This window comes from Kitasatospora sp. NBC_00039 (assembly GCF_045160625.1).
Lineage (GTDB): Bacteria > Actinomycetota > Actinomycetes > Streptomycetales > Streptomycetaceae > Kitasatospora.
The window spans coordinates 7,116,154-7,141,947 of the sequence record NZ_CP108289.1 but is presented as its reverse complement, the minus strand read 5'-3'; the positions used below and the strand labels follow the sequence as shown (position 1 = coordinate 7,141,947).

The 25,794-nt window shown below is 72.9% G+C and carries 28 protein-coding genes, 1 pseudogene and 2 riboswitches; of the genes and pseudogenes, 13 read left to right on the top strand and 16 right to left on the bottom strand.

Going from position 1 to position 25,794, the window contains the following annotated elements; translation table 11 throughout:
* Window positions 1-574 precede the first annotated feature (574 nt).
* Window positions 575-1,006, bottom strand: a complete 432-nt coding sequence (locus tag OG286_RS31940) for a (2Fe-2S) ferredoxin domain-containing protein (RefSeq protein WP_405359168.1) — start codon at window positions 1,004-1,006, stop codon at window positions 575-577.
* A 32-nt stretch (window positions 1,007-1,038) separates the two neighbouring features.
* Window positions 1,039-1,243: riboswitch (cobalamin riboswitch) on the bottom strand.
* Between the two features lie 19 nt (window positions 1,244-1,262).
* Window positions 1,263-1,826 carry a histidine phosphatase family protein gene (locus OG286_RS31935; protein WP_396325580.1) on the bottom strand — a complete coding sequence of 188 codons (564 nt, stop codon included), beginning with the start codon at window positions 1,824-1,826 and terminating at the stop codon, window positions 1,263-1,265.
* Between the two features lie 144 nt (window positions 1,827-1,970).
* A riboswitch (cobalamin riboswitch) is annotated at window positions 1,971-2,111 on the top strand.
* 34 nt (window positions 2,112-2,145) lie between these two features.
* Between OG286_RS31935 and OG286_RS31930 the strand changes: the two genes are divergently transcribed.
* Both OG286_RS31930 and OG286_RS31925 read left to right on the top strand, forming a co-directional pair.
* The gene (locus tag OG286_RS31930) at window positions 2,146-2,361 is read left to right on the top strand and encodes a CbtB domain-containing protein (protein ID WP_396325581.1); all 216 of its coding nucleotides are present in this window, start codon (window positions 2,146-2,148) and stop codon (window positions 2,359-2,361) included.
* 17 nt (window positions 2,362-2,378) lie between these two features.
* Window positions 2,379-3,149 carry a CbtA family protein gene (locus tag OG286_RS31925; RefSeq protein WP_405359171.1) on the top strand — a complete coding sequence of 257 codons (771 nt, stop codon included), beginning with the start codon at window positions 2,379-2,381 and terminating at the stop codon, window positions 3,147-3,149.
* Between the two features lie 172 nt (window positions 3,150-3,321).
* Here OG286_RS31925 and OG286_RS31920 read toward each other — a convergent pair whose 3' ends face one another.
* The 4 genes and pseudogenes from OG286_RS31920 to rpe form a co-directional block, all read right to left on the bottom strand.
* On the bottom strand, window positions 3,322-3,732 hold the full coding sequence (locus OG286_RS31920) for a carbohydrate-binding protein (protein ID WP_396325586.1): 411 nt from the start codon (window positions 3,730-3,732) through the stop codon (window positions 3,322-3,324).
* Window positions 3,712-4,508 (bottom strand): annotated as a pseudogene (locus OG286_RS31915) (Tat pathway signal sequence domain protein); the annotation flags it as partial. The gene OG286_RS31920 and the pseudogene OG286_RS31915, both read right to left, overlap by 21 nt.
* Window positions 4,509-4,715: 207 nt before the next feature.
* On the bottom strand, window positions 4,716-5,675 hold the full coding sequence (locus OG286_RS31910) for a pirin family protein (protein ID WP_405359173.1): 960 nt from the start codon (window positions 5,673-5,675) through the stop codon (window positions 4,716-4,718).
* Between the two features lie 233 nt (window positions 5,676-5,908).
* Complete coding sequence (rpe, locus tag OG286_RS31905) at window positions 5,909-6,592, bottom strand: ribulose-phosphate 3-epimerase (protein WP_396321583.1); 684 nt, start codon at window positions 6,590-6,592, stop codon at window positions 5,909-5,911.
* A 416-nt stretch (window positions 6,593-7,008) separates the two neighbouring features.
* On the opposite strand from rpe, the gene OG286_RS31900 reads away from it, so the two are divergent.
* Complete coding sequence (locus OG286_RS31900) at window positions 7,009-7,866, top strand: SCO6745 family protein (protein ID WP_405359175.1); 858 nt, start codon at window positions 7,009-7,011, stop codon at window positions 7,864-7,866.
* A gap of 79 nt (window positions 7,867-7,945) precedes the next feature.
* On the opposite strand, the gene OG286_RS31895 is transcribed toward OG286_RS31900, so the two are convergent.
* Window positions 7,946-8,659 carry a C39 family peptidase gene (locus tag OG286_RS31895; RefSeq protein WP_396321585.1) on the bottom strand — a complete coding sequence of 238 codons (714 nt, stop codon included), beginning with the start codon at window positions 8,657-8,659 and terminating at the stop codon, window positions 7,946-7,948.
* A 118-nt stretch (window positions 8,660-8,777) separates the two neighbouring features.
* On the opposite strand from OG286_RS31895, the gene OG286_RS31890 reads away from it, so the two are divergent.
* Entirely contained in the window at window positions 8,778-10,049 is a 1,272-nt protein-coding gene (locus OG286_RS31890; protein WP_405359177.1) for an SUKH-4 family immunity protein, read from the top strand.
* Here the strand turns inward: OG286_RS31890 and OG286_RS31885 are convergent.
* From OG286_RS31885 to OG286_RS31865, 5 genes are all read right to left on the bottom strand, one after another.
* Complete coding sequence (locus tag OG286_RS31885; protein ID WP_405359179.1) at window positions 10,043-10,654, bottom strand: DUF4188 domain-containing protein; 612 nt, start codon at window positions 10,652-10,654, stop codon at window positions 10,043-10,045. The genes OG286_RS31890 and OG286_RS31885 overlap by 7 nt on opposite strands.
* Window positions 10,655-10,752: 98 nt before the next feature.
* Window positions 10,753-11,355: a TetR/AcrR family transcriptional regulator gene (locus tag OG286_RS31880; RefSeq protein ID WP_396321587.1), complete on the bottom strand. Its 603-nt coding sequence runs from the start codon at window positions 11,353-11,355 to the stop codon at window positions 10,753-10,755.
* A gap of 392 nt (window positions 11,356-11,747) precedes the next feature.
* Window positions 11,748-12,734, bottom strand: coding sequence for an aldo/keto reductase (locus OG286_RS31875; protein WP_396321588.1), 987 nt, complete (start codon window positions 12,732-12,734; stop codon window positions 11,748-11,750).
* A gap of 131 nt (window positions 12,735-12,865) precedes the next feature.
* Window positions 12,866-13,705 (bottom strand): ABC transporter permease, encoded by an 840-nt coding sequence (locus OG286_RS31870; protein ID WP_396321589.1) that lies wholly within the window; start codon window positions 13,703-13,705, stop codon window positions 12,866-12,868.
* A complete protein-coding gene (locus OG286_RS31865) occupies window positions 13,705-14,757 on the bottom strand; it encodes an ATP-binding cassette domain-containing protein (protein WP_405359182.1) in 1,053 nt (350 codons plus the stop codon). The genes OG286_RS31870 and OG286_RS31865 overlap by 1 nt, the downstream gene beginning before the upstream one ends.
* A 104-nt stretch (window positions 14,758-14,861) precedes the next feature.
* On the opposite strand from OG286_RS31865, the gene OG286_RS31860 reads away from it, so the two are divergent.
* Entirely contained in the window at window positions 14,862-15,593 is a 732-nt protein-coding gene (locus OG286_RS31860; RefSeq protein ID WP_405359184.1) for a TetR/AcrR family transcriptional regulator, read from the top strand.
* A gap of 127 nt (window positions 15,594-15,720) precedes the next feature.
* Here OG286_RS31860 and OG286_RS31855 read toward each other — a convergent pair whose 3' ends face one another.
* Window positions 15,721-17,157 carry a protein kinase domain-containing protein gene (locus tag OG286_RS31855; RefSeq protein ID WP_405359186.1) on the bottom strand — a complete coding sequence of 479 codons (1,437 nt, stop codon included), beginning with the start codon at window positions 17,155-17,157 and terminating at the stop codon, window positions 15,721-15,723.
* A gap of 293 nt (window positions 17,158-17,450) precedes the next feature.
* Between OG286_RS31855 and OG286_RS31850 the strand changes: the two genes are divergently transcribed.
* From OG286_RS31850 to OG286_RS31815, 8 genes are all read left to right on the top strand, one after another.
* A complete protein-coding gene (locus tag OG286_RS31850) occupies window positions 17,451-18,611 on the top strand; it encodes a serine hydrolase domain-containing protein (protein WP_396321593.1) in 1,161 nt (386 codons plus the stop codon).
* Window positions 18,612-18,737: 126 nt separating this feature from the next.
* The gene (locus OG286_RS31845) at window positions 18,738-19,190 is read left to right on the top strand and encodes a carboxymuconolactone decarboxylase family protein (RefSeq protein WP_396321594.1); all 453 of its coding nucleotides are present in this window, start codon (window positions 18,738-18,740) and stop codon (window positions 19,188-19,190) included.
* Window positions 19,191-19,497: 307 nt separating this feature from the next.
* Window positions 19,498-19,839: a DUF6271 family protein gene (locus OG286_RS31840; protein WP_405366089.1), complete on the top strand. Its 342-nt coding sequence runs from the start codon at window positions 19,498-19,500 to the stop codon at window positions 19,837-19,839.
* The gene (locus tag OG286_RS31835; protein ID WP_396321596.1) at window positions 19,840-20,049 is read left to right on the top strand and encodes a hypothetical protein; all 210 of its coding nucleotides are present in this window, start codon (window positions 19,840-19,842) and stop codon (window positions 20,047-20,049) included.
* Window positions 20,010-20,414 (top strand): GNAT family N-acetyltransferase, encoded by a 405-nt coding sequence (locus OG286_RS31830; protein ID WP_396321597.1) that lies wholly within the window; start codon window positions 20,010-20,012, stop codon window positions 20,412-20,414. The genes OG286_RS31835 and OG286_RS31830 overlap by 40 nt, the downstream gene beginning before the upstream one ends.
* A gap of 54 nt (window positions 20,415-20,468) precedes the next feature.
* The gene (locus OG286_RS31825) at window positions 20,469-21,146 is read left to right on the top strand and encodes a signal protein (protein WP_396321598.1); all 678 of its coding nucleotides are present in this window, start codon (window positions 20,469-20,471) and stop codon (window positions 21,144-21,146) included.
* A 103-nt stretch (window positions 21,147-21,249) separates the two neighbouring features.
* Window positions 21,250-21,789, top strand: a complete 540-nt coding sequence (locus tag OG286_RS31820) for a hypothetical protein (RefSeq protein WP_405359190.1) — start codon at window positions 21,250-21,252, stop codon at window positions 21,787-21,789.
* Between the two features lie 279 nt (window positions 21,790-22,068).
* Window positions 22,069-23,445, top strand: a complete 1,377-nt coding sequence (locus OG286_RS31815; RefSeq protein ID WP_405359192.1) for an MFS transporter — start codon at window positions 22,069-22,071, stop codon at window positions 23,443-23,445.
* A gap of 43 nt (window positions 23,446-23,488) precedes the next feature.
* Here OG286_RS31815 and OG286_RS31810 read toward each other — a convergent pair whose 3' ends face one another.
* The 3 genes from OG286_RS31810 to OG286_RS31800 all read right to left on the bottom strand — a co-directional run bounded on the left by OG286_RS31810 (window position 23,489) and on the right by OG286_RS31800 (window position 25,622).
* Complete coding sequence (locus OG286_RS31810; protein ID WP_405359194.1) at window positions 23,489-24,298, bottom strand: alpha/beta fold hydrolase; 810 nt, start codon at window positions 24,296-24,298, stop codon at window positions 23,489-23,491.
* Window positions 24,299-24,368: 70 nt separating this feature from the next.
* Window positions 24,369-25,091, bottom strand: coding sequence for a hypothetical protein (locus OG286_RS31805; RefSeq protein WP_405365942.1), 723 nt, complete (start codon window positions 25,089-25,091; stop codon window positions 24,369-24,371).
* An 87-nt stretch (window positions 25,092-25,178) separates the two neighbouring features.
* Window positions 25,179-25,622, bottom strand: a complete 444-nt coding sequence (locus OG286_RS31800; RefSeq protein WP_405359198.1) for an ATP-binding protein — start codon at window positions 25,620-25,622, stop codon at window positions 25,179-25,181.
* Window positions 25,623-25,794 lie beyond the last annotated feature (172 nt).

Here is a 25,794-nt window from a genome sequence, read left to right as displayed (position 1 = left end):
GCTACGGCCGGCCGGCACCGCATTCCCCCTTTGCCCGGGGGGTTCGGTCAGTTCTGCACGGCGCAGGACCAGGGCAGGTACAGCGCACGGGCCGCGCTGGTGAGGCGAACCGGGCCGGCCTTGCGGACGACGATCTTCTTCATGGCACACACCTCCTTCGGTGATCGGTCAATCAACAGCGCCATCAGCTGAGATGAATGGCTCACTTGGAGCTATCCATGTCAGCTCGGCGATGGACCAAGAGTGATGACGGCGTGGTGATCGTGTCAATAGATCCGAGACTCCCGACCTGACCCGGCGTCACCGCATGTTGGGGAACGCCCAGGTGGAGGGCGATACGGAGACCCCGACAGCAGGGGAGCAACTAATAAACTGAAATAATGAGCCAGCTACTGGCTCTCCACCCAGGCTGATCTCGAAGACACAGAAACACTCGAGCGACCACCCTCCGACGGGGCTGCGCCACCGCGATCCCGCCCCACCCGGCCTTGCCCCCAGCCTCGGCGTCGGCGTCGACCCCGGCGTCGACGGGCCGGCCTCAACGGTCAGACCTTCGACGGGCCGGCCTCAACGGTCAGACCTTCGACGGGCCGGCTCGTCGTGTCGTGTCCCTGACACGTTCCGGTCCCGGCGCGGGAATGCGCAGGGAGTCCAGCAGCGGGGACAGCGGGCCCTCCGGCGATACCTGCCCGGCGGTGCGGCTGATCTCCCCTATCCACGCGCAGAGTTCGGCCGTTCCGGTGGCGTCGGTCACGTTGCCGAACCAGACAGGCCGGGCACGCCGACCGTCCTGGAGCCGCCCACGGGGGCGGACCACCACGACGTTGGCCTGCTCACAGGGGCCCAGACAGTCCGTGACGACCAGGCGCGCTGCCGGGAGGGCGGCCACCGCCTCGGCGAGCGAGGCCAGTTGACCCTCGTGATCGGTGCCGGGCCGCTTCCTGGCAGTGCCGCAGCAGCAGCCCCGGCAGACCACGACATCGACGGCAGCCGTGACCGGTGACATCGCCCAACCTCCTCGTGGGGTTCCGCGCCCCTACCGTCGGAGAAACCACGGGTCAGTGTCCTGACTCCCGGATCGACGCTCGCCCCGACCTTCCGGCCGCAAGGCCGTGGTCGTCACCTGAAAGGGGTCGCTCCCCGGTCACAGTGGCGGGACCGTCCCGGAATCGCACCGGGTTCCTGCGCACCGTGGTCTCGGATGCTTACATCTCGTGCGCGACCCTGCCCCATCGCGTACGAACACGTCAACCCGGGCTCGATCATGCCGGGCGCCCGAAGCGCACGTTCCACCGGCCGGCACGTCCGCTCAAATCCGTGACGGAGAGCGGCTCCACGTCGAGCCGCCAGAACGCCGGGGCCGGAGCGCCGAGCGCGTGGTGGACCGCGGCCCGGACGACGTCCGGTTCCGTGACCACGACGACCCGTCCCGCCTCCGGGGCAAGGCCGTCGAGCCAGGTGGCGACCCTGGCGAGGAGATCGATCAGGCTCTCCCCGCCCTCCGGGGCGAAGTCCGGATCGGCCAGCCACCGGGCCACCGCCCCGGGCTCCGCGGCGGCCACCTCGTCAAGGCTCCGACCGCGCCAGCCGCCCATATCGCGCCCTCCGGGAGCGGACGGGGCCGAGGCCGGGAGGCCGAGGGCCTCGGCGGTCTCCCGGCACCGGGCCGACGGGGAGACAAGGACCTGGCCGGCGACCCGGATGCCGCCCGCGGCCTCCCGCGCCTGCCCCAGCCCCGCCGGGTCGAGCGGGCCGTCGTCGTCGAAGCGTGCCTGCCGCATCGCCTCGCTCATCGCCGCTGAGATCAATGTCACGCGCACTGTCACGCCGCTCCTCCTCTGCTTCCCCAACTGTCCTGCGGCATCGACCGATCGGTCCGTGCACCCGGCGCTGGGGCGCGCGTCCCGGGACGGACCGGAGGATTCGCGCCGCCCGCACGCTCTTGGCGCAACCGCCGGCAGCCGATACCTTCTGCTCGATATGACGACGGTATGACGGAAGTCCGGTGAGAATCCGGCACGGTCGCGCCACTGTAAGCCAGGCGTGCGCCGCCCCCACGGGGCGGTTCGCGCCAGGGAGTCAGACCCGATGCCGTCGTCGATGCACCATCTAGCGGGACGCGAGTTCCCGAGGAGGTCCCCTGCCATGGCACAGACCGCTGCCCCCGCAGCCATCCCCGCCGGCCCCCTGACCCTGCCCGTCAAGGCGATCCTGCCCTGGGCCGTGTTCTTCGGCATCATCATGCTGGCCCTGATCTACTTCGTCGGCGCCGAACAGGGCGCCACCTCCCTCATCTCCGGTGAGGACGTGCACGAATGGGTGCACGACGGCCGCCACCTGCTCGGCTTCCCCTGCCACTGAGAACGGGGAGCCCCGAAGTGAACTCCAGCACCGTCAGATCCCTGCTCGTCCGCGGCATGCTCGCCGGCCTCGCCGCCGGCCTGCTCGCCCTCGTCGTCGCCTACCTCCTCGGTGAACCCCGGATCGACGCCGCCATCGCCTACGAGGACGCCCACTCCGCCGACCACGGCATGGAGATGGAGATCGTCAGCCGCTCCCTGCAGTCCACCGCGGGCCTGGCCACCGGCGTCCTCGTCTACGGCGTCGCGCTGGGCGGTTTCGCCGCCCTCGCGTACTGCTTCGCGCTCGGCCGTATCGGCCGCTTCACCCCGCGGGCGACGGCCGCCCTGCTCTCCGGGGCGGCGCTGCTCGCCGTGTACGTCGTCCCGTTCCTCAAGTACCCCGCCAACCCGCCGTCGATCGGCGACCCGGAGACGATCGGCAAGCGCACCACGCTGTACTTCCTCATGATGGCGCTCAGCGTCCTGCTGGCCGTCGCCACCGTGACCGTCGGCAAGCGGCTCGCACCGCGCCTCGGCAACTGGTACGCCACCGTCACCGCCGTGGCCGGCTTCGCCGTGGCCATCGGCCTCGCCTACGCCTTCCTCCCCCCGATCAACGAAGTCCCCGAGGACTTCTCGGCCACCCTGCTCTGGCAGTTCCGCCTCGCGGCCCTCGCCATCCAGCTCACCCTCTGGACGTCCTTCGGTCTCCTCTTCGGCCACCTCGCCGAACGCGTGCTGGAGCCGAGGGCCGCCCCGGCCGCTGTACCCGCCGTGGCCCCGGAGGTCGCTGCCTCCGCAGGCTGAGAACACACCGGGCGGCCCGACGGGAATCCCCGTCGGGCCGCCCGGCCGTCGTTCACCACGTGCCGCTTCCGGAGAGACCCTGCTCCGGGCGTGCCCGTGGGTGCTGCGGGTGCCCGCGGGTGCCGGGCGTGCCGGCGGGTGCCCGCGGGTGCCGCGTCCGGACCTCCCGGTGTCAGTGGACGGCGATCCGGTCGAGGTTGGGGCCGCCGTCAGCGGTCGTCGAGGTGACCCGGACGGTGTTGGCTCCGGCCTTCAGCGCGACCGGGAGCGAGCTGGTCGCCCAGGTGTCCCAGCCCGCGGTGGGCGGGAACGGGTGCCCGGCGGCGATCCGGGTGCCGTTGACGGTGATGTCCATCGGCCGGTCGGCGGCGGCGCCGTTGGCGTACGTCAGATCGAGGGTGGCTCCGGACGCGGCGGCCGCCCGAACCGTCCACTCGGCGTAACTCCCGGCGGCGTTGCCCAGGTTGACGAATCCGGTGCCGCTGTACCCGGCGTGGTCCGCGTCGACGGTGCCCCGGGAGATCCGCGCCTCCTCGGCCTGGTAGACACCGGAGCCGCCGGAGACCAGCTGGTAGCCGCGCATCGCGCGGGTGAGCAGGTAGCAGTCCTGCAGGAGCCCGAGGTGTCGCCGAGCGAGCGGTAGATGCCCCACTTGGGCCGCACCCGGTCCGCGAGGAACGTGTCGACGCCGTTCCTGGTGACGTCGACCACGGTGGCGCCCGCACTGCGCAGGATCCACCGGACCGACCCCGAACTGCCGTCCCCCACCTTGATCTGGAAATCGACGTCCACCCAGCGGTCGTGCAGCGGGTCCAGGCTCGTACGGCCCACCAGGACGCCGGTGACGGGGAGTTGGAGTTCGATGGTCTGCGCGCCGCCCACCCGGCGCAGGGACTGCACGACGATCGGCGAGGTGCCGTTGCCGGGCTGCTTCATCTGCATGATGTGGGTGAAGGTCGTGGTCGCCTTCAACGACGAGGGGATGTACATCGAGTAGGTGGTCCGCCAGGTCTGGCCCGGCAGCCACTGCAGGTAGGCGCCGCCCGCCGGGCTGCGCATGCCGGTGACCTCGTGGCGCTGCCGGTCGGTGGAGCTGTCCCGGTCCACCGTGTGCATGTTCCAGCGGTAGGTGTCGTTCTCGACCCGGATGTGCGGATGACCGGCCGGGTGGGAGCCGGCACGGTCGTCCTCGATCGTCTCGAAGGCGGCGAGGCCGTCAGTGGCGGCCGACGGCGCCCATCGCTGGTGCCAGCTCGACACGGCCAGGGTGGCCGCCGAAGCGGTGGTGCGCGGCAGTCCGGCGGTGACGGCGGCCGTGAGGGCGGCACCGAGGACTGTTCTGCGCGAGGGCCTGTTCATGGCGCTACCGTGCCTTCCCCGGGGAGGAGTGAACTGGGTGACGTTCAGAATCCCGGGATGAGGGAGCACGGTCAAGAGATTTGGTTAGGAAACTTTCCCAATCATTCCTGGGCTGCCCCGGGCCGCTCAGGGCGGTGCGGCCGACCGGGTCTGACGGGCTCCCCGTTTAGGCGAGCACCGAGTATCCCCGGCCGGCGTTCCCACAGGTCAGCGCACCCTTCCTCGCGGCTTCAGCGGGATGTCGGGGAGCGAGGGTGCGCGCAGCCGGGCGCCGTCGTAGCCGTGCACGTCACCGAACCGCGAGCTCTTCTCCCAGTCGTTTCGTGCCTGGACGATCTCCTCGCCGGAGCGGCCGATGAAGTTCCACCACATGACGAGCTTCTCCTCGAACGGCTCGCCGCCGAGGAGCAGGACGGCGGCGTCGGTGCGGGCGAGGAGGGGGAGTTCGCGGCGGTCGGTGCCGAGGTAGAGCATGGAGCCGGGTTCGACGCGGACGCCGTCGACGTCGACGCTGCCGGACATGGAGAGCACGGCGTACTCGAAGCCGGGTTCGAGGGGGAGTTGGAGGTCGGCGCCCTCGGTGAGGGCGAGGTCGGCGCCGACGAGGGGGGTGTAGGCGGTGCCCGGGGAGGCGGCCGTGTCGAGGGTGCCGAGGATGACGGTGCCGCGCAGGCCGGGGGCGGTGACGACGGGCAGCTCGGTGTGGTGCTCGAAGGCGGGGGCGGTGTGGCGGTGGGCGTCCGGGAGGGCGACCCAGAGCTGCGCGCCCTCCAGGAAGCGGGCGTGCTCGCGCGGGGACTCCTCGGAGTGGGAGATCGCCCGGCCGGAGGTCATCAGGCCCAGCTCGTAGGGGCGGACGGTCTGCAGGCTGCCGAGGCTGTCGCGGTGCAGGACCTCGCCCTGGTGGAGCCAGCTCACGGTCTGCAGTCCCATGTGCGGATGCGGCGGGACCTGCATGCCGGGCTCGTCGGCGATGTCGTCCGGGCCGTAGTGGTCGACGAAGCACCAGGCGCCGACCATCCGGCGGCCGAGGCTGGGCAGCAGCCTGCGCACGACGGTGCTCTCGCCGAGCGCGACCTGGCGCCCGGTCAGCAGTTCGCGCACGGGGCCGGTGCCGGCCTCGCCGCCGCAGCGGGTGGGGGCGGGCTTGAGATCGAGGTTGCTCATGTCGCGGATCCACCACCGTACGGATCGGGGCCGGCCGGAGCCGGAGGTCGTCGGCAACGATCATCCATCAACCGGGGGCGTTCCTCCACCCACGACGACCGGGTCCGGCGTCCGCGGCGTACGTCCGGGCCGGCCTGCATCCCGGGGCCGGCGTAGGTCCGGACCGGCGTGCCCCGGGGCCCTCGGTGTGGAACCCCGGGGGCTGCGGCCCCGGCCCCGGCCGCCGCCGCGGGTCAGTGCCCGCAGGCCCACCAGGCGTCCGCCGTCGCCGCGTCCGCGAGCGCGCGCAGGTTGGCGACGGCCTCGGCAGGGTCCTCCGCCCCGTACACCGCCGAACCGGCCACGAAGACGTCCGCCCCGGCCTCGGCGCAGCGCTCGATGGTGCTCGCCGAGACGCCACCGTCGACCTGCAGCCACAGCTCCAGGCCGTGCTTGTCGATCAGCTCCCGGGTGCGGCGGATCTTCGGCAGCATGATGTCGAGGAACGCCTGCCCGCCGAAGCCCGGCTCGACGGTCATGATCAGCAGCATGTCCAGCTCGGGCAGGAGGTCCTCGTAGGGCTCGATCGGCGTGCCCGGCTTGAGCGCCATGGAGGCGCGGGCGCCCTTGGCCCGGATCTCGCGGGCGAGCCGGACCGGCGCGGCCGCGGCCTCCACGTGGAAGGTGACGGAGCCGGCGCCGGCCTCGACGTACTGGGGGGCCCAGCGGTCCGGGTCCTCGATCATCAGGTGGCAGTCGAGCGGGGTGTCGGTGGCGCGGGCCAGCGACTCGACGATCGGGACGCCCAGCGTCAGGTTGGGCACGAAGTGGTTGTCCATCACGTCGACGTGCAGCCAGTCCGAGCCCCTCACGGCCTCGGCCTCGTCGGCGAGCCGGGCGAAGTCCGCGGACAGGATGCTGGGGTTGATCTGCGCCATTACCGATGCCTTCGTACGAGGGTTCCGGTGCCGGGAGCGGGCACCTGGTCCCATCATCTCGCGGGGGACCGGCCGGGGCCGAACCGGACGGTTCCGGCCAGTGAGACCCCTCCGTGACCCTCATCACACCCCGAGCAGGGTTACCGCGACCGCCGCCGTGGTCATCAGCCCTGTGCAACACCCCGTTCTCCCACTTCCGGTCCCGCTCCGGGTCCCGCTTTCGGGTCGCGGTCCGGCTCCGGCTCCGGCTCCGGCTCCGGCTCCGGCGAGAACACCGCCGGTGCCGAACACCGCCGGCACCGAACACCGCACACCACCCGCTCGCCCGCACACCACCCGCTCGCCCGCGCACCATCCGCTCCCCAGTGCTCCCGGGGTCCCCCTGGTCCCCGTGCCCGCCCGAGGAAGGTCTTCCGTTGGCCGAACTGGTCCATCCCGCCCGCGCCCTGTGGTGGCTCTTCGAGCCGGTGCACGCCGTCACCTACTTCTCGCCCGAGGGCCGCGCCGCCTTCGAGGCCGCCGGGCTGCGCGGCACCTGGCGCGGCTACTTCGCGGGCCGCGCGGCACCGCTGGGCCCGGTGGACGCGCCGCCGGTGATCGCCGCCTTCTTCAGCTTCGCCCCCGCCATCGTGGAGCGCGCCCTGCCGGACATCTGGAAGCTCGCGGACCCGGACGCCGCACTGGCCGCCCGGGTCGAGGGCTCCTCGGCGGCGCTCGCGCGACTGCTGGAGCACGTCGAACCGGAGCAGATCGAGCTGGTCGCCGACCTGCTGGAGCGGGCCGTCTCCCGACTGGACTGTGCCGGCCGGGTGCTGGCGGCGGCCAACGCCGCCCTTCCCCGCCCCGACGGCCTGTACGGGCGGCTCTGGCAGGCCGCCACCGTGATGCGCGAGCACCGGGGTGACGGCCACGTCGCCGCACTGGTCTCGGCCGGGCTGGACGGCTGCGAGGCGTTGGTGGTGCGCTGCGCCCTGGACGTCCGCCGCGACGTGCTGCAGCCGATGCGCGGCTGGAGCGACGAGCAGTGGGACGCGGCCACCGCCCGCCTGGTGGAACGCGGCTGGCTGACCGGGCGCGGCACCATCACGGAGTGCGGGCGGATCCGCCACCAGTCCCTGGAGGCCGCCACCGACCTGGCCGCCGCCAGGGTCTGGGAGAACCACCCGCGCGCCGAACTCGACCGGCTCGCCGCCGCGCTCAAGCCGATTTCGACGCTCTGTCGCAGCGCGCTGCCGCCGATCAACCCGATCGGACTGCCCGCCGCAACGGCCTGACGACGGCCGGGGTCATCCACCTCCCGGGCCGCCGCCCGGGCCAACGCCCGCCCGGCCACCGCCCGGGCGGGCCGCCGCGTCATTCCCCGTCAGCGGCCCCGTCGGAGGGCCCGGCGCCGGACGAGTCGGCGGACGAGTCGGCGGGCCCGGCGGCGCTCCCGGGCGGGCCGAGGACGATCCCCCGCCCCGCGTAGAACCGCTCGAACTGCCGCCACGGCACGTGCGCGTACGCCTGCGAATCGCCCGCGAAGCCGGACGGGTTGTGGATCACCAGCGTCGTCCCCGTGGTGCCCACCGCCAGCACCAGGTGACCGCCGCGCCGCTGCGGGTCGGGCCCGTCCGGGTCGCGGATCGCGGGGTGCACCGACACCATGACCAGCCGCCCGCCGGCCACCTCCGCCGCCACCTGCGCGGGCGTCAACTCCCGCGCCTGCGCGGCCAGTCCCCAGCGCTCGCGGACGTACGCGGCGAACGGCGTGTGGATCAGGCCGCGCAGCCGTTCGCCGTCCCGCTCGTACGCGCCGGCCGCCAGGCACTCCCCTGCCAGCGGCACCGCCGCCGGAGCCACCCCCCACCAGTGGTCCAGCGCCATCCGCAGGCAGGCCACCCCGCAGAGCCGCCACGACCAGTACTCGTACTCCTCGGGCGTGGCCGCCCCCGACTCGCCCCAGCGCGGATCGTCCGCCGCACTCACCGCGCCGGCCACGATGTCCCGGACCAGGCCCGCCGACTCCCACTGCGCGTAGTACGGCACGTCGTGCACCACGGCCGGGCCACCGCTGTTCTGCTCCACCGTCCCCATCCCCCGACGCTCTCACGCCGGACGGGCGCACCCGCCCCGCGACACTCCCCTCCCCCGCCGCCACGGGCTGTCGGTGGCGCCCGCTAGGGTCGGTCTGATCATCCGGATCATGAAACACCACCCCTGGGGGCCGGGCATGGGCATCGAGCAGGACTGGGACGGGCGCCTGCAGCTTGAGCCCTGGCAGCTGCCGGAGGGCTTGTCTCACCTGCCCAGCCGGGAGTTCCTGACGCACGAGGGCCTCCCGGAGACCGCGGCCTTCCTCGACTTCTCCGGCCTCGACGCCACCGGGCTGGAGCCCTTCGCCGACGGCGGGGGCACCGGGGAGCACCTCTTCGTCCTCGGCGGGACGGCCTACCTCGCCGATCTCGCCCGCGAGGACGACGCCGTGGTCCTCGACGGGGTGACGGGTGAGGTCTTCCTCGCCGCCCACCGCAGCGGGGCGCTCCGGCGCGACCTGCTCGCCACCGGCCTGTCCGCCTTGGTCGGGCTGATGCGCGAGGTCGATGTGGCGGCCCTGGCGGCGGAGGAGCGCGACGCGGTGGCCGGGGAGCGCGGGCCGGCGATCGTCGCGGAGGTGGCCCGGGTCGCGCGGGAGCGGCTGCGCGCGACCGACCCGGAGCTGTTCGCGCACTACGACGCCGCTCCCCCGCACTGGGAGACGGCCCTGCTGGTGCGCTCCCTCGCCTGGGGCGCACTCCCCGGCGATCCGGACGGGCTCGCGTACGAGCTCGGGGGGGAGCTCGTCGAGGACCTCGCCGCACTCACCGAGGACGGCGCCGTCCGCCGCTTTCGCCCGGAGGAGTTGCCGGACGGGCTCACCCACGGGCCGACCCGCCGGCTGCTCACCGTGGTCGGCCTGCCGACCGGCGGCCCCATGCTGGACATCGCCGCCGACGGGCCGCTGGTCACCATGGTGGAGGCGTACCCGGACTACTTCGCCCCCGTCCCCGTCCCCGATGAGGGACACATCCCCGACGAGGGCCCCGTCCCCGACGACGATGCCTGGGAGCGCGACCATCAGCGCCACCATCTGGCCCTCGCCGCCTGGCCGTACGACCTCGCGATAGCCCTCGACGGCGCAACCGGCCGGCTGGAGCTGCCCGCCTGGGACGACCCCGGCCTGCCCGCGGCCTACCTCAACCGGGACGTCTCCGCCCTGCTCTACACCCTCTGGACGTGCGAACGAATACGCGCCGAGTGGCGGTTGTGGGAGTACGGCGTCGCCAAGGACCGTTGGGAGGTCTTCGACCCGCAGTCACTGCTGAGCGGCGTGGTCGAGGGCGTGCTCACAGCCCTCGACCCCGCCGCCTTCGCCGGTCCCGACCACTCCTGGCAGCTCCTCGCCGACGACCACCACATGGGCGGCCTGCTCTACTGAGTCTCCCCCTGCGCCGAAGCGGGCTCCCCCTCCGCCGTCTCCCCCGGCGCCGCCGAACGCTCCGCCTTCGAGCCCTCCGCCTTCGAGCCCTCCGCCTTCGAGCCCTCCGCCTTCGACCGGTAGGAGAACCGGTCCGCCGCCCGGCGCCCGCGGCGCTCGACCGGCAGCGAGCCGGTGGCCCCCGCCAGCCCGAACGGCGGCATGTCGAAGTAGATGGCCTCGTACGACCCCTCCGGCGCGACGTACGTCTCGTGCCAGAGCCCCACGTGCTGCCGGGTCTTCCCGCCCCGCACCTTGCGGTTGACGATCCCCCACACCTTGTGGTGGAAGGCGTCCGGCGCGGTGGCGTACGCGTACAGCTTCTCCTTCGACTCCCAGTACTGGACCACGTAGTAGGTGCGCGGGTTGGCGGTCAGCAGGACGCGTCCGCGCAGCCCGCGGTCCGGGGCCTTGGCCAGTTCGGCGAGCATCCGGAACATCGCCATCATCACCGGCCCCCAGTGATGGACGGCCCAGAAGCGGTTGATGCGCATGCCTATCAGCAGCACCACCGCGTCTCCGGTGGCGGCCGCGGTGGTGTATCCCGGAGTCGGTTTGGCGAACACGTCTGCCTCCAGTTGGCCCCTCGCTCCATGTAAGCGGTGATTACATCAGCGGGCGACAACCCGGTCAAGGCTCCGCGCAAAACCCAAATCCCTTGCTGTCAGGGGCGGTTCGCCACTCCCTGGCCGAAGGTGTCCAACACCTGCACCGCCAGCTCCTCGGCCTTCTCCGGCGGCAGATACCCGTCGATGATCATCTGCGACAGCCCGTACACCAGGGCCTGCCCGGCCAGGCCAACCAGCGCCGGATCACCCGGCCGCAGCCGGCCCGCCTCCTGGTCCGCGACGATGTACCCGATGAGCGCCTCGTCGATCCCCGACAGTCGCTGCTGCAACTCCGGCTGCCGCGACGGCGTGAACACCCGTGCCCGGACCAGCTCGAACCGGTGCGGGTGCCGGATCGCGTACCGGATGAAGCCCAGCCCGCTCGCCCGCATCGCCGCCCCCTCGCTGCCCTCGACCTCCGCCCGCTGCCACCGCTCGAAGTCCGCGAGCACCTGGTCCGCCAAGGCCGTCAACAACGCCTGCCGGTCGGCGAAATGGCGGAACGGTGCCCCCGCAGACACCCCCGCCCGCCGCGCCACCTCCCGCATGCTGACCGCGCCCAGCCCCTCCTCGTCCAGCACCTCGAACGCCGCCGCCACCAGCGCCTGGGGCAGCGACCCGTGGTGATAACTGCCCCGCCGGGCAGGCCTCTCCGTCATGCCAGCAGTGTTACCACAGGTCAGCACACCTCAACGGCCCACAACGCCCGGCGGCAGCACCCGCACCCGCACCCGCACCCGCACCCGCCGCACCCAGCGGACGCGCACTCCGCCCCGCCCCCGCTGCGCGAGGTCAGGCCGTGGCCGGCGGGCGGAGGCCCACGACGTGGCGCATCGCGTCGGCCGGGAGGGCCCGGTTCGCCGCGGCGGAGGCGGCGGTCGCCGGGTCGGCCGGCAGCTCGGCGGGCCATCATCGCGCACACGTGTCCGCACGCCGGTCCGGAGACCGGTCGCCCCGCCCCCGGCCGCAGCGCGACGGTGCGGCCGGCAGCAAGCCCGGCGGGTGCGACACGGCACGGCGGGGAGCGCAAGGCCGGCAGGGTGGCTCCGCCCTACCAGGCGTAGTCCTCCGGGGCGGGCTGGTGGCCGGGGAAGATCTCGTCCAGCCGGTCGAGCGTCTTCTGGTCGAGCTTGACGTCGAGCGCTCCCACCGCCGCGTCGAGGTGCGCGAGCGTGCGGGGGCCGACGATCGGCGCCGTGACGGCCGGGCGGCTGAGCAGCCAGGCGAGGGCGAGGTCGCCGGGCTCGGTGCCGATTTCGGCGGCGAAGTCCTCGTAGGCCTGGATGCGGTCGCGGTTGGCCGCGAGGATCTCGGCGGCGTGTCCCATGGCGCCGCGGACGGCGGTGCCCTCGCGCTCCTTGCGCAGGACGCCGCCGAGCAGGCCGCTGCGGAGCGGGGACCACGGCAGCAGGCCGAGGCCGTAGTGCTGGAGGGCGGGGATGACCTCCAGTTCGACGGTGCGGTCGATCAGGTTGTAGAGGGACTGCTCGCTGACCAGGCCGAGGAAGTGCCGGGCGCGGGCGGCTTCCTGGGCCTGCGCGAGGTGCCAGCCGGCGAAGTTGCTGGAGCCGACGTAGATGATCTTGCCCTGGGCGACCAGGACCTCCATCGCCTGCCAGATCTCCTCCCAGGGCGTGTCCCGGTCGATGTGGTGCATCTGGTAGAGGTCGATGTGGTCGGTGTTGAGCCGGCGCAGGCTCTCCTCGACCGCGCGGCGGATGGCGAGGGCGGAGAGGCGGCCCTCGTTGGGCCATTCGCCCATCGGGGCGTAGGCCTTGGTGGCGAGCACGGTCCGCTCGCGACGGCCGCCGCCCTGGGCGAACCATCTGCCGATGAACTCCTCGGTGCGGCCCTTCAGCTTGCCCTCGCCGTCACGGCCGTACGCGTTGGCCGTGTCGAAGAAGTTGATGCCCCGCTCGTGGGCGGTGTCCATGATCAGGTGGGCGTCCGACTCCTCGGTGTGCGGGCCGAAGTTCATGGTGCCCAGGCAGAGACGGGAGACGGTGAGGCCGGTGCGGCCGAGGTGGGTGAACTCCATGCCGCCCACCTTCGGCCGCACCGTCGCCGGTGTCCAGCACATTCCGCGGGGCGGACGGAAGCCGGGCCGAAGATCGTCCGAAACGGCCGCGCACGGCGGGAATGTGGCGCACGGAGCCGGAAGACGGCACCTCACCGCCCGTGCGTGGCGAACCTCCGTACGGCGAGCGGCCCGCAGACCGCCAGCAGCACCGCGCACCAGAACAGCGTCGCGAGTGCGGCGTGCTGCATCGGCCAGGCGCCGCCGGGCGCGGACGGGTTGCCGAACAGTTCGCGACAGGCCTGCACCACGGCACTGATCGGGTTCCAGTCGGCGATCACCCGCAGCCAGCCGGGCATGCCGCCGGTGGGCACGTACGCATTGGTGACCATCGCCAACGGGAACACCATGACGGCGAGTTGGCCGGCCGCCTCCTCCTTGCCGACGGCCAGCCCGAGGAGGGTGCCGACCCAGGTCATCACGAAGCGGAACAGCAGCAGCAGAGCGAACGCCGCTGCGGCGTCGGCCGGTCCACCTCTGATCCGCCACCCCGCCACGAGCCCGACGACGGCGAGCAGCGCCAACACCACCACGCTGACCAGGAAGTCCGCGAGGGTCTGCCCGAGCAGCAGGCCCGTCCGCGAGACGGGCATCGAACGGAGCCGGTCGGTGACCCCGCGCCCGACGTCGCGGGCGGCACCGACCATGGTGGGCATGACGCCGTTGACGGCCACCATGGCGAACAGCCCGGGCATCAGGAACTCCCGGTAGTTCCCGCCGCCCGGCACCTGCATGGCACTGCCGAAGACGTAGCCGAAGACCACCACCATCACCACCGGCACCGTCAGCGATGCGGCCAACAGACCGGGCGAGCGGCGGTAGTTGATCAGCACCCGGAGCATCGAGGACCAGGCGTCCAAGGCCAGCCGGAGCGACGCGGAGAGGGTCGGGCCCGGCACGGAGAGCGCGGACCGAGCAGCGGGCGCGGTCATCAGGCGGCCCTCCCCGGGGCGGATCGGGCGGTGAGCGCGAGGAAGACGTCGTCCAGCGACGGCGGCCGCAGCGCGACGTCCTGCGCGACCACCCCCGCCGCGTCCAACTCCCGGACCAGCCGCGGCAGCAGCACCTCCACACCGGGCCGGGTGACCACCGCGACGGTCCGCTCGACCTGGTCGACCACGACGTCCCCGCTCTCGGCCAGGGCTGCCAGCACCACGGCGGCGGCGGCGAGTCGGCCGGCCTCCGGGAGGGTGACCGCGACCCGGGTGCCGATCGACGCCTTGAGCCGCTGCGGCGGCCCGGTGGCGATGGCGGCGCCGTGGTCGATCACCACGATGTCGTCGGCGAGCCGGTCGGCCTCCTCCAGGTACTGGGTGGTGAGGAGCACGGTGGTGCCGCCGTCGGCCAACTCCTTGACGCCGGCCCAGATCTCCTGCCGGCTGCGCGGGTCGAGGCCGGTGGTCGGCTCGTCCAGGAAGAGCACCGGCGGGCTGGTCACCAGGCTGGCGACGAGGTCGAGGCGGCGCCGCATGCCGCCGGAGTAGGTGCGGACGAGACGGTCGCCGGCCTCGGCGAGACCGAACCGTTCGAGCAGCTCGCCGGCGCGGGCCCGGGCGGCCCGGGCGCCGAGGTGGTGCAGCCGGCCGAGAAGCTGCAGGTTGTCGCGGCCGGTGATGCCCTCGTCGACGGCGGCATGCTGCCCGGCCAGCCCGATGCCGCGCCGGACCGCCTCGGCCTCGCGCACCACGTCGTACCCGGCGACCCGGGCGGTGCCGCGGTCGGGGGCGACCAGGGTGGCGAGGACGCGGACGGCGGTGGTCTTGCCCGCGCCGTTGGGGCCGAGCAGACCGCAGACGGTGCCGGCCGGGACGGTGAGGTCGAGGCCGCGCAGGGCCTCGGTGCCTCCGGAGGTGGTTCGGGAGGCCGTTCGGGAGGTGCCTCCGGAGACGCCTCCGCCGGCGGCTCCGGGCCGGGTGCCGGAGCGGGCTCCGAATCGTTTCGCCACGTCCGTCATCTCGACGGCGGGCCCGCGGGTCGCTGGCATGGCTCTGCCCCTCTGCTAGGTACAGCGTACGTAGAAGTGCGCGCCCGCGCATCGTACTACGTACGCCGTACGTATCTAAGATGGGTAACCGAGGTGATCTTCCAGTGCCGTCCAGCAAGCCCCGCGCCGGCTCTTCGTCCGCGCTCCCCGAGCCTCCCGAGGCCCCCGAGCTGATCTGGCTGCGCCCCGAGCGCACCGGCCGCGGCCCGAAGCCGGCTCACAACCGCGCCTCGATCGCCGCCGCGGCCATCGAGATCGCCGACGCCGAGGGGCTGGACGCCGCGTCCATGCGCCGGGTCGCGGCGGCGCTCGGAGCGGGGACGATGTCGCTCTACAACTACGTGCCCAAGAAGGAGCACCTGCTCGACCTGATGCTCGACGCGGTCGCCGGCGAGTACGACTACAGCGGCCTCGCCCCGACCGGCGACTGCCGCGCGGACCTGCGCCGGCTCGCCCACGCGCAGCTCGCCCTCATGCGGCGCCACCCCTGGCTGCCCGCGCTGGTCATCGCCCGCCCCGGCATCGGCCCCAACGCCCTGCGCTACACCGACCACTTCCTCGCCCTCACCGAACCGAGCGGCCTCGACGGCGGCGCCCGGATGGAGGCGATGGCCCTGTTCAACGGCTTCGTCTGCCAGTACGCCCAGTACGAGCGGACCGGCGCGGCGGGCGCCAAGTGGCAGGGAGAGCTCGTGGGTTACCTCACCAGAGCCGCGATGAGCGGCGAATACCCCCACCTGGCGGCGGCCTTCGCCACGGCCGGCCCGCCCGCGGACCCGGACACGGCCTTCGACCGTTCACTCCACCGCGTGATCACGGCCGCGCTGACCCGGTGACGACGAGCTGACCGCCCGTCCGGGACTCCGGACGGGCAGCACGGGCACGAGGACCACCCGGCGGACGGGGACGCGGGGAGTACCGGCGGGCGGGACGCGGGCACTACCGGCGTGCGGGACGCGGGCACTACCGGCGTGCGGGCTGCCGACTGCCTGGGACCAGCAGCCAGAGCAGCCAAGCGCCGGTGCCCAGGAGCAGCATGTTGACGGCCATCGCCACCGACTCCTCGCCGAATCCGAGCTGGCTGGAACCCAACCACTGCGCGACCACGGCCTTGGTGAGGAAGAACAGGGCCACGTCGGCCGCCACGGCGCCCGCCCACACCGCTGCCGGATGCCACCGAGGGCGGGGCAGGGCGTGCAGTAGGGACAGCACGGCGGTCACGAGGAGGGCATGGGGCACGAACGCGTCGGGGATGGTGCCCAGGTAGTTCCAGGGCAGAGCGGTGCCGATGGCCCAGATCAGCCCCATGCAGCCGACGAACCGCACCAGCATCGCCCCGGCCACGCCCGCGGCCGGCTGCCCGCCGGCCACTGGCGCGGAGGCCACGGGGGGCGCGGAGGGGATGGGGGGAGTTGCCTGTCCCGCGAACGCGGCCAGCCCGGCCTGTTGCGGCAGCCACGCGCCGCCGGGCGCCGCCTGCGCCATTCCGGGCGACGCCTGCGGGGCTGTCGCCGGCTGCACCGGCCCGTACCACCCGCCCCCGGCCGCATCGGGAGCCGTCAGCGTCGGAACGGCCGCACCCGCCCGCGCCAGCGCCTCCAGCGCCGTCAGGGCCTGTTCCGCCGTGGGCCGCCGCGCCGGGTCCTTGGCCAGCAGCGCGCCCAGGACCGGCGTCAGCCCGCCCGCCCGGACCGGCAGCCGCGGCTCCTTGGTCACCACGGCCACGCACAGCGCGCCGAAGGTGTCCCCGCTGAACGGCGTCTCGCCCTCGACCGCCGCGTACAGCGTCGCCCCGAGCGACCACAGGTCGTTGGCGGCCGCCGCCGGCTTCCCCTCCAGTTGCTCGGGGGCCATGTAGACGGGCGTGCCGATCACCGCGCCGGTGCGGGTGAGCGCCGTGGTGGCGTCGGCCATGTGCGCGATGCCGAAGTCGGTGAGGATCACCCGGTCGCCCATGAGCAGGACGTTGTCCGGCTTGAGGTCGCGGTGGACGATGCCGGCGGCGTGCGCCTGCTGGAGCGCCTTGACCATCGCCGCGCCGATCTCGGCGACCCGCGCCACCGGCAGCGCGCCGTCGCGGGCGATGGCGGCGGCCAGCGAGATCCCGGTGACGAACTCCATCACGATGACCGGCGCACCCTCGTGCTCGGCGACGTCGTGCACGGTGATGATCCCGGGGTGGTTGAGCCGCGCGGCGGCCCGCGCCTCGCGCAGCACGCGCTGGACGAGCTGCTCGCGCTCGGCCTCGGTGACGCCCTGCGGGAGCAGGACCTCCTTCACCGCGACGTCGCGGCCCAGGGTGGTGTCCCACCCGCGCCAGACCCGCCCCATGCCGCCCTGACCGATCAGCTCCTGGAGCTGGTACCGGCCCCCGATCAGTGCCCCGTTCACCCCTGTCACGGGGCTCACCCTAGCGGCACGCCGCCGCAGCGTCGGCTTCACCTCGTCAAATCGTTTCCGGCCAGGGACCGGTGCCCCGTACGGTGGCCTCGCCGACGATCTCGACCGCCACGGCAGTACGGCGGCCACGTACCCGATGAAGCGGCCTCGGACCCGACGAGCCGGCCACCCGCCCGACGGGGCGGACCCGCCCGAGGGACGGCCGGGTGCCCCGACGGGACGGCCACCCGCTCGGCCGGGCGGCCACCCGGCCGCCGAGGCTGCCACGCACCCCGACGAACAGGACGAGCACCATGCAGCACCACCACGGCTGGGCCGACGAGCGGTTCGGCGCCGTCGCCGACGCGTTCGCACGCAACTACGCCGACTTCCCCGAACTCGGCTCCGCCGTCACGGTGTTCTCCGGCGGCCGCAAGGTGGTCGAGCTGTGGGGCGGCGTCGCGGACGAAGGGACCGGCCGGGCGTGGGCGGCCGACACCCTCGTCCCCGTGTTCTCCTGCGCCAAGGGCCTCGTCGCCGTCTCCGCCCACCTGCTCGCCCAGCAGGGCCGGCTGGACCTCGACGCCCCGGTGAGCCGGTACTGGCCCGAGTTCGCGCAGCACGGCAAGGAGGCGATCACCTGCCGGACGGTGCTCGGCCACCGGGCCGGAATCCCGGCCCTGGACGCCGTGCTGAGCTTCGAGGAGATCGCCGCCTGGACGCCGGTCGTCCGGGCGATCGAGGCGCAGAAGCCGCTCTGGGAGCCCGGGGCCACCTACGAGTACCACGGCCATGTGCTCGGCTTCCTGATCGGCGAGGTGATCCGCCGGATCACCGGCCTCACCCCCGGCGCGTTCTTCCGCCAGGCGGTCGGCGACCGGCTCGGCCTGGACGTCTGGATCGGCCTGCCCGCCACTGAACTCGGCCGCCTGGCCAGGCTGGTGGAGGCCGAGGGGCGCCGTCCGATGCCCGGGCCGGAGCACCTGCTCACCCGGATCGTGACGATGAACGGCGCGCTGGTCTTCCCCGGCCTGGACGTGCCGCACGGCTGGAACGACCCCGGCCTGCACGCGATCGAGCTGCCGGGCGCGGGTGCCGTCGCCTCCGCCACCGGCCTGGCCGGGCTGTACGCGGCCGCCGTCACCGGCGTCGCAGGAGGCCCGGACGGGAACGCCGAGCGACTGCTCTCCCCCGCCACCGTGACCGACGCGCTCCGTGAACTCTCCTCCGGGGCAGGCTTCCTGGGCTTCGACATGGGCGCCCGCTGGGGCTCCGGCGTGCTGCTGGACTCCCCCTCGTTCCGCCCGATGCTCGGCGCCCGCAGCTTCGGCAACGACGGCGCGGGCGGCCAGTTCGCCTTCGGCGACGACGAGTTCGGCGTCGGGTTCGCGTACGTCGCCAACCGCATGATCGGCCACGGCGACGCGCGCGCCAACCGTCTGATCGAGGCGGTCCGCGACAGCCTCGGCGGCTGAGCGGCCGGCACGCCCCCGCCTCGCCGCCACCTCCACGCCCCCGCGAGCCGGCCGGCCGATTGACCCGCACATCCGCGTAAGAAATGCACCAGTCGGTGGGCCACCCATCCACCTAGGCTCGCTCCCATGACAACCGTCCAGATCCCGCAGCGCATGAACTTCCCCGCCGTCGCCCCCAAGGTCTTCCGGGCCGTCCTGGCCATGGACGCCGCCGCCCGCGAGGGCCTGGACCCGGCGCTGGTCGAGCTGGTGCAGATCCGCACCTCCCAGGTCAACCGCTGCGCCTACTGCATCGACTACCACGCCGGTGACGCACGGAAGGCGGGCGAGACCGAGGACCGCATCTACCAGCTCTCGGCGTGGGAGGAGTCGAGCCTCTACACCGCCAAGGAGCGCGCGGCCCTCGCGCTGGCCGAGGCCGTCACCCTGCTGCCGCAGGGCGTCTCGGACGCGGTGTACGCGGAGGCGGCGGAGCAGTTCGAGGAGAAGGAGCTGGCCCAGCTGATCGCGCTGATCTTCACGGTCAACGCCTGGAACCGGATGAACGTCTCCACCCGCAGGACCCCGGGAGCGGCATAGCCGTACCGGCGAAGGGCGGTGGCCGCGGGAGGCGGCCACCGCCCTTCGCCGTTTCCGGGGCCCGGAGCCTCGAACTCCCGAGGCCCCAACTGCCCGATCGGGCAGCGTCCTCCGCCTCCTCCGGCACTCGGCGGCGGGGCCGTTGACACCCAAAGTTGGTCTAGTCCACCGTAGGGGCAGCACCGCCACCCCGGCCGGGGCCGTGACCTCAACCCCTCGGCCGGAATCCTCGGCTCGTCTGTGAAGCTGCCGAGTTGAAGCACTCGTCCACCCTCGCCGCGCACCGCCCGGAACCCCGCGGCCGCCCATCCGGCCGCGGCCTCGCCACGCCCGGGCCGCCCCGGGCCGGCGGCCGCATGCCCCTGACGACCGAACGGAGAACAGGCATGAGCAGAATCTGTCCGGCCCTGCCCACCAACCGGGCCTGCGCAGCCACGATTTCGGCGGCCGGCACGGAGGCGGCGTAGGCGGCCGAGCAGTTCGGCGTCGAGGTGCACGCCGAGTTCGCCGACCGCCTGGCCCCCGGCGCGAGCAGCTGCTGGACGAGGCACAGGCCGACGCCGAGGCCTTCGCCCGGCTGGTCGAGGCCTGGGGCCCGTTGGTGGCGGACGCGAGGTATGCCGGCGTCCCGGCCGGAGGGGCCGAGTAGATGACGGAGGACATCACCGTGACGGCCGACGACGTCACCTTCCGCCGGCTGGCCGACGCCGACTGGGATGCCGTCGTGGCGCTGGAGTTCGCCGCCTACGCCGCGGACAGCCTGTCCGAGGGGCGGGAGTCCCTCCAGTCCCGGGGCGGTCCTCGCCGGACACCTGCTTCGTGGTGGAGCGCCGGGGAAAGGTCATCGGCTACCTGCTGAGCCTGCCTTACCCGCTGTACCGCTGCCCGGACCTCGGCGCGGTCGACGAGGCCGGCACCGAGGCGTCCGAGCCCGCCGCGACCGGGCCCGAGCCCGCGTCCGAGCCCGCGTCCGATCCCGAGCCGCGCAACCTCCACGTGCACGATCTCGTCATCGCCGAGGCGTGGCGCAGCAAGGACGTCGCCCTGCGGTTCATGCGCCACCTCAAGGAGTACGCACGGACCCAGGGGTTCGGGCGGATCTCGATGGTGGCGGTCCGGCGCAGCGACATCCTGCTGGCCATGCTGGGCTACCGCACCCACCGCGAGGTCGCCGTGCCGGAGTGCTACGGCAAGCGCGCGGTCTACATGTCGATGGCCATCTGACGGTCCGCCGGAAACCGGGGGACACCGGTTCGATTCGCTCCTACACTTCCGATCATGCTTCCCCGACGACTGGCCGCACTGGCCCTCGGCGCCCTCGCCCTGGCCACGGCCTGCACCGGCTCGCCGTCCCCCGGTGGCGCGCTCGGCCCATCCTCGCCGTCCGCCTCGGCCTCACCCGATGCGGACGAGTCGCACCCACCGATCGTGGTCCGCGACCTGACCTCGGCCGAGCTCCAGAACCGCTGGTGGATCTGGGCCACGTCGACGGAGTCGGCCCGTAACCCGGTTCTCGACCAGGACGGGCGCCGGTGCGCCCAGGACCAGGAGGAGGGGATCTGGCTCCTGGCCGGAACGACCGGTGGCGCCGCCGAGCGCTCGTGCACCGTCCCCACCGGGGTGCCGGTCGTGTTCCCGCTCGTCAACCTGATGGGCGACGCGCACGACTGCCTGGGCTTCATGGACGCAGCCAAGGGCGGTGCGGTCCTCGACGGGAAGGCCCTGACCCCCGAGAAGCTCGACGCGACCCCGATCGACATGGTCACCGCCGCCGGCAACCCGTTCACCGGCAAGCGTGACCACTTCCACACCTGGTCGTGCGGTCTCTGGGTGCGTCTGGAGCCGCTCTCACCCGGAAGCCACGAGCTGAGCTTCCACGGCGAGTCGGGCTCGTTCTCCGACTCCGTGGACTACCACCTCCAGGTCGCCAAGCCCACCCCCACCGGCGCCGCCTGAGCGCAACCGCCCCGCTCGGCCGGTTTGCAGGAACTGTCGCCCGCCCAAGGTCGGCGGGGTACCGTCATTCGCACGGTCCGCTCCGACGGAGACGAGGCGTCACATGCCCGACCAGCAGCCTGGACGGATATTCGAGACCGCGCGCGAGTTCGCCCGCCGCGACGACTGGGACAACGCGGTCGTCTGGTACCGCCGGGCCGCCGACGCCGGCGTCACCGACGCGATGCTGATCCTCGCGGCCCATCACGCGATGCGCGACGAAATGCGGACGGCCCAGGACTGGTTGAGACGAAACCTGGCCGCCGGCGACGACGACCGGGAGGGCGTGGCCGGGTACCTCCGGGGCGCCATCGCCGCGCACTTCGCGAAGAGCCCCGCCGACGCCCGGCTCTGGGAGACGCGGATCCGGACCAGCGTCGGCTATCCGACGCCGAATGATCCGCTCAAGGTCCGGCAGGACGCCGTGGCGGTCGTGTTCGGACTTCTGGTGGAGGGCATCGATCCTCCCGGTGGTCCGGCGCATGCGGGCGGTTCGGTGAGCAGCACGGCGGGTGCTTCGGGAGGCTGTCTGCTGGCCGTGCTCGCCGTCGGCTTCCTGCCCGCTCTGTTCGCCGTCCTCCTCGCCGTACGCGGCGGCGCCTGACCCTCGCGCCGTCTGACCCGCCCTGCCGTCTGACCCGTCATCAATTCGGTTTCATGCCCGGCCATCGAGGGCTAGTGTTCGAGGCCGGCGAGCAACCCATGAGGAGTCGAGACATGCCCGGTCGTCCGAGCACGCGTTGACGTCGTAGGCCGTGATCGGCCTGTCATCGCGTGCTGCCCTTGATTGCGCGGCACAGCGAGCCTTCCCCCACCTGAACCGTCGGTGCGCCCGTCGGGCGCCGGGTGGTGGGCCTCGTTCTCGGCAACCCAAGGGGTCCCTGTGCCGTTCGCTTCCTCCGTCGTACACGATGCGGGCCGTCCTTCGCCGCCAGGCCTCTGGCGGGACGGTGACTTCCGCCGGTTCTGGGTGGGCCAGACGCTGTCCCAACTCGGCGAGCACACGGGCCTGGTGATCCTGCCGCTGATCGCTGTCGTCTCGCTCGACGCGGGCGCCGACCAGGTGGGCACCCTCCGCGCGGTGGGACAGGCGCCGTTGCTGTTGCTCTCGCTCTTCGTCGGCGCCTGGGTGGACGGCCGGCGGACCCGGACCGTCATGGTGCTGACGGACCTCGGCCGGGCCCTGGCGCTGGGCGGGGCCGCCGTGGCCGGCCTCCTCGGCGAACTCGGCCTGCCGGAGCTGCTCGCGGTGGCCTTTGCCGTCGGTGCCCTGTCCGTGTTCTTCGACGTGGCGTACCAGGCTTCGCTCGTCCGACTGGTGACACGTGATCAGCTGGTGCGGGGCAACAGCGCGCTGGAGGGCAGCCGCTCCGCTGCGCAGATCGGCGGGCCGGCGCTCGGCGGAGCGCTGGTGTCCCTGCTGTCGGCACCGATCGCCGCCGCGTCCGGCGCGCTGTTCTTCGTGCTGTCGGTCCTGTCGATCCGCCGCATCGGCCGCATCCGCCGGATCGAATCGATCACGGAGCGCTCAGACCGCCCCTCTCCGGTCTGGCGGCAGATCCAGGAGGGGCTGCGCTTCGTCGGCGGCAACACCTCACTGCGGACCGTGGGCCTCGCCTCGGCCGCCTTCCAGTTCTCCTTCGCGGCCATGATGACCGTCTACCTGCTCTTCCTGCCGCGGGACCTCCACCTGTCGGGCACCGCCGTCGGCCTGGCGCTCGCGGCGACGGGGCCGGGCGCACTCCTGGGCTCGCTGCTCGCCGCCCGTCTCCCGAGCCGGTTCGGTCACGGCCCGGTACTCGTGGTCGCGGCGGTGCTCGGTGACGGCGTCATGCTCGCTGTGCCCGTCCTGCGCGGCCCCTCCGTGGTCACGATCCTCGCGCTCATCGCGGTCAACTTCGTGTTCGCAGCCTTCGGCCAGCTGGTGAACGTCACGGTCATGGCCGTCCGGCAGGCCGTCACCCCGGACGGGATGCAGGGCCGCGTGGCCGCGACGATCACGTTTGCCGGCATGGGTCTGACCCCGTTCGGCTCGCTGCTCGGCGGCCTTCTCGCGGAGGAGTGGGGGCTGCGCAGCAGCCTCCTGGTGACGGCCGCCGGCATGCTCCTGTCGCCCGTGCTGATGGCCCTGTCCCCGCTTGCCCGTCTGGGGCGGACGCTTCCGCTCCCGCCTGGGGAGGCGCTGCCGACCGCCGGCCGCCCTGGAACCCGTGCGACGGACGACCGTGACACCGGTGAGGCTCAGCATGCCCGGCAGTAACTCAGGGGCGCGCGCCAGGCGGTTCACGCCCCTCGCGCGCACCTCACCCCAGGACGCGTGGCAGGGTCACCCGCCCCCATTCCTCCGGCTGCGCCAGATGCGGAGCGTGACCGGCACCCTCGTACAGGTGTCGTTCCGCCTTCGGCAGCGCGAGGTCGACCAGGTCCAGCACCTCGCCGTACATCGGCGCACTGTCGTCGCTCTGGGTGAGCAGTGCGGGCTCGGTGTAGTGGGCGAGGGCGGTGAGGTCGAGGTCCAGCGCGTCCGGGTCGCGCAGCTCGTCCAGGTACGTCGGCGCGTTACGGATGTACGTGTGCCGGATCGGCGCCGGCAGCTGCGCCCACGCCCCCGGGCCGAACGCGAGCGTCTCCACGAACAGCTCCGCCGCGGCGGCCGACTCCGCCTGCTCCAGCAGCTCCCGGACGGCCGCGATCCGCCCGGCGAACGCCGTCCCGATGGGCCGCAGCTCGGGATCGGCTAGCAGCATGCCCGTCCCCGGCGGCTCGTGCACGGCCACGCCGCGCAGCAGGTCGGGGCGGGCCGCGGCCAGGCGGAGCGTGATCAGCGAGCCGTACGAGTCCCCGCAGACGAAGGCGGGGGCGAGGCCGAGGCCCTGGATCAAGGCGGCCAGGTCGGCCGCGTCCTCGTACACCGAACCCTGGGTGAGCAGGTCCTCGCTGCGACTGTGCCCGCGCCGGTCGTACGCGACGACGGTGGCCTGCTCGGCCAGTCCGGGCACCACCCGCGCCCAGCTGTCGGCGTCGCTCCAGGACCCGTGGACCAGCACCACGCCCGGCCCGGACCCCCGGGCCTCGTAGTACAGCGACACCCCGTTCACCCTGATCTCGGCCATCGCGAGCCTCCCGACCGCAGTCGCGCTCCAGCCCCTCCCCACCAGCCTGACACAACCCGATCGGGCTCGGTCAGATCAGCGGACCGAACACCCCGCGGTCCCAGTGCCCCAACCACGAGCCGGTGACGGACGGCAACTCCTGCCCCTCGGTGGACTCGTCGTAGGGGAGCACGGCCGTCGGCGCGAACCAGCCCTCCCCTGGGTCGATGCGCAGGCGCAGGACGCTCAGGGGGCGGCGGAGCGTGACGAAGAGCCGCAGGTCGGCGGTGCGGGGGTGGTGGTTCTCGTAGCGGTCGTGGACGGTGCGGCAGATCGACTTGATGTCGGTGTCGGAGAGGAGGAGGTACCGGCTGCCCGGCCCGAGGTTGACGCAGAACCGCCGACGGGCGGTCTCCCGGGCGGCGTACGGGAGGTTCTGGTGGTTGTCGACGTGCAGCCCGGGGCGCAGGCCGGTGGCGGGGTCGAGGTGCGTGACCAGCTGCCCGGGGGCGTCGCGGGTATCACCGAGAGTGACCGGGGTGGGGTCTCCGAGGGTGTCCACGAGGGCGGCGAGGGTGTGGAGGTCGAAGACGGTGTCGGGTACGCGGAACAGCTCGATCAGGCCGCTGTCCCTGGTGAAGATGCTGGGTGCGAACCGCTCGGGATAGCCGTCGGGGATGGACTTCCAGGCGCCGTCGGGGACGACGACGGTGCTCTCGTAGCCGGGTTCGAGGGTGAGGCGGCGAACGCCGGCGATCTCGCAGCGCTCGTAGACGGCAGCGGGGTCACGGAAGGCGATGGCGGCGGGGTGCATGGAGGGCTTGCTCCTTTGGTCGGGAAGTTGGCGGCTGCCGGGTGACCTTCGCTTGTACGTGATCGCGCCCGGCGGAGGTGTGGCTCTTCAACTGGCGAGCGGAGGCCGCTGGTTGGCGGCGTCCAGCAGGACTCGCACCCAGACGCGCTTGCCGGCGCCCCGGCGGACGACCACCCCGAAGTCGAAGGCGAGGTCGCGGACGAGCTCGATCCCGCGACCGCCCTCGTTGAATCGGCGCGGCCGGCGCTCCTGGAGCGGAAGGTCGAAGCGCGAGTCCCAGACTTCGAGCCGGCAGTCACCGCCGAACTCCTGGAGGTAGAGCCGGACTTCACCCTGCCCCTGGCAGGCGTGGACTACGGCGTTGGTGACGAGCTCGGAGGTGATGAGGACGAGGTCGTCGACGCGCTCGCCCTCCCAGCCCCAGACGGTGAGCTGGTCACGGATGTGGCGGCGGGCGGTTCGGACCGAGCTGGAGTGCTCGGTCAGGGTGGCCTCCCAGGTGCGGAGGACGGACGTGCGCAAAGTGGACATGGTTCACCCTTCGCAGCTCGACGCTCCATCAGGAGCGTGTTCGTGCGGTCACGTTGAGTGTGGGTCACCTGGAATCGAATTTGCAACCCGAACGGCTACAAGAGAAAAATAAGTTGTTTGATCTTGATCTGGCTTGAGCCGTACGGTTCACGCAGAGAGACTGGTCGCCAAC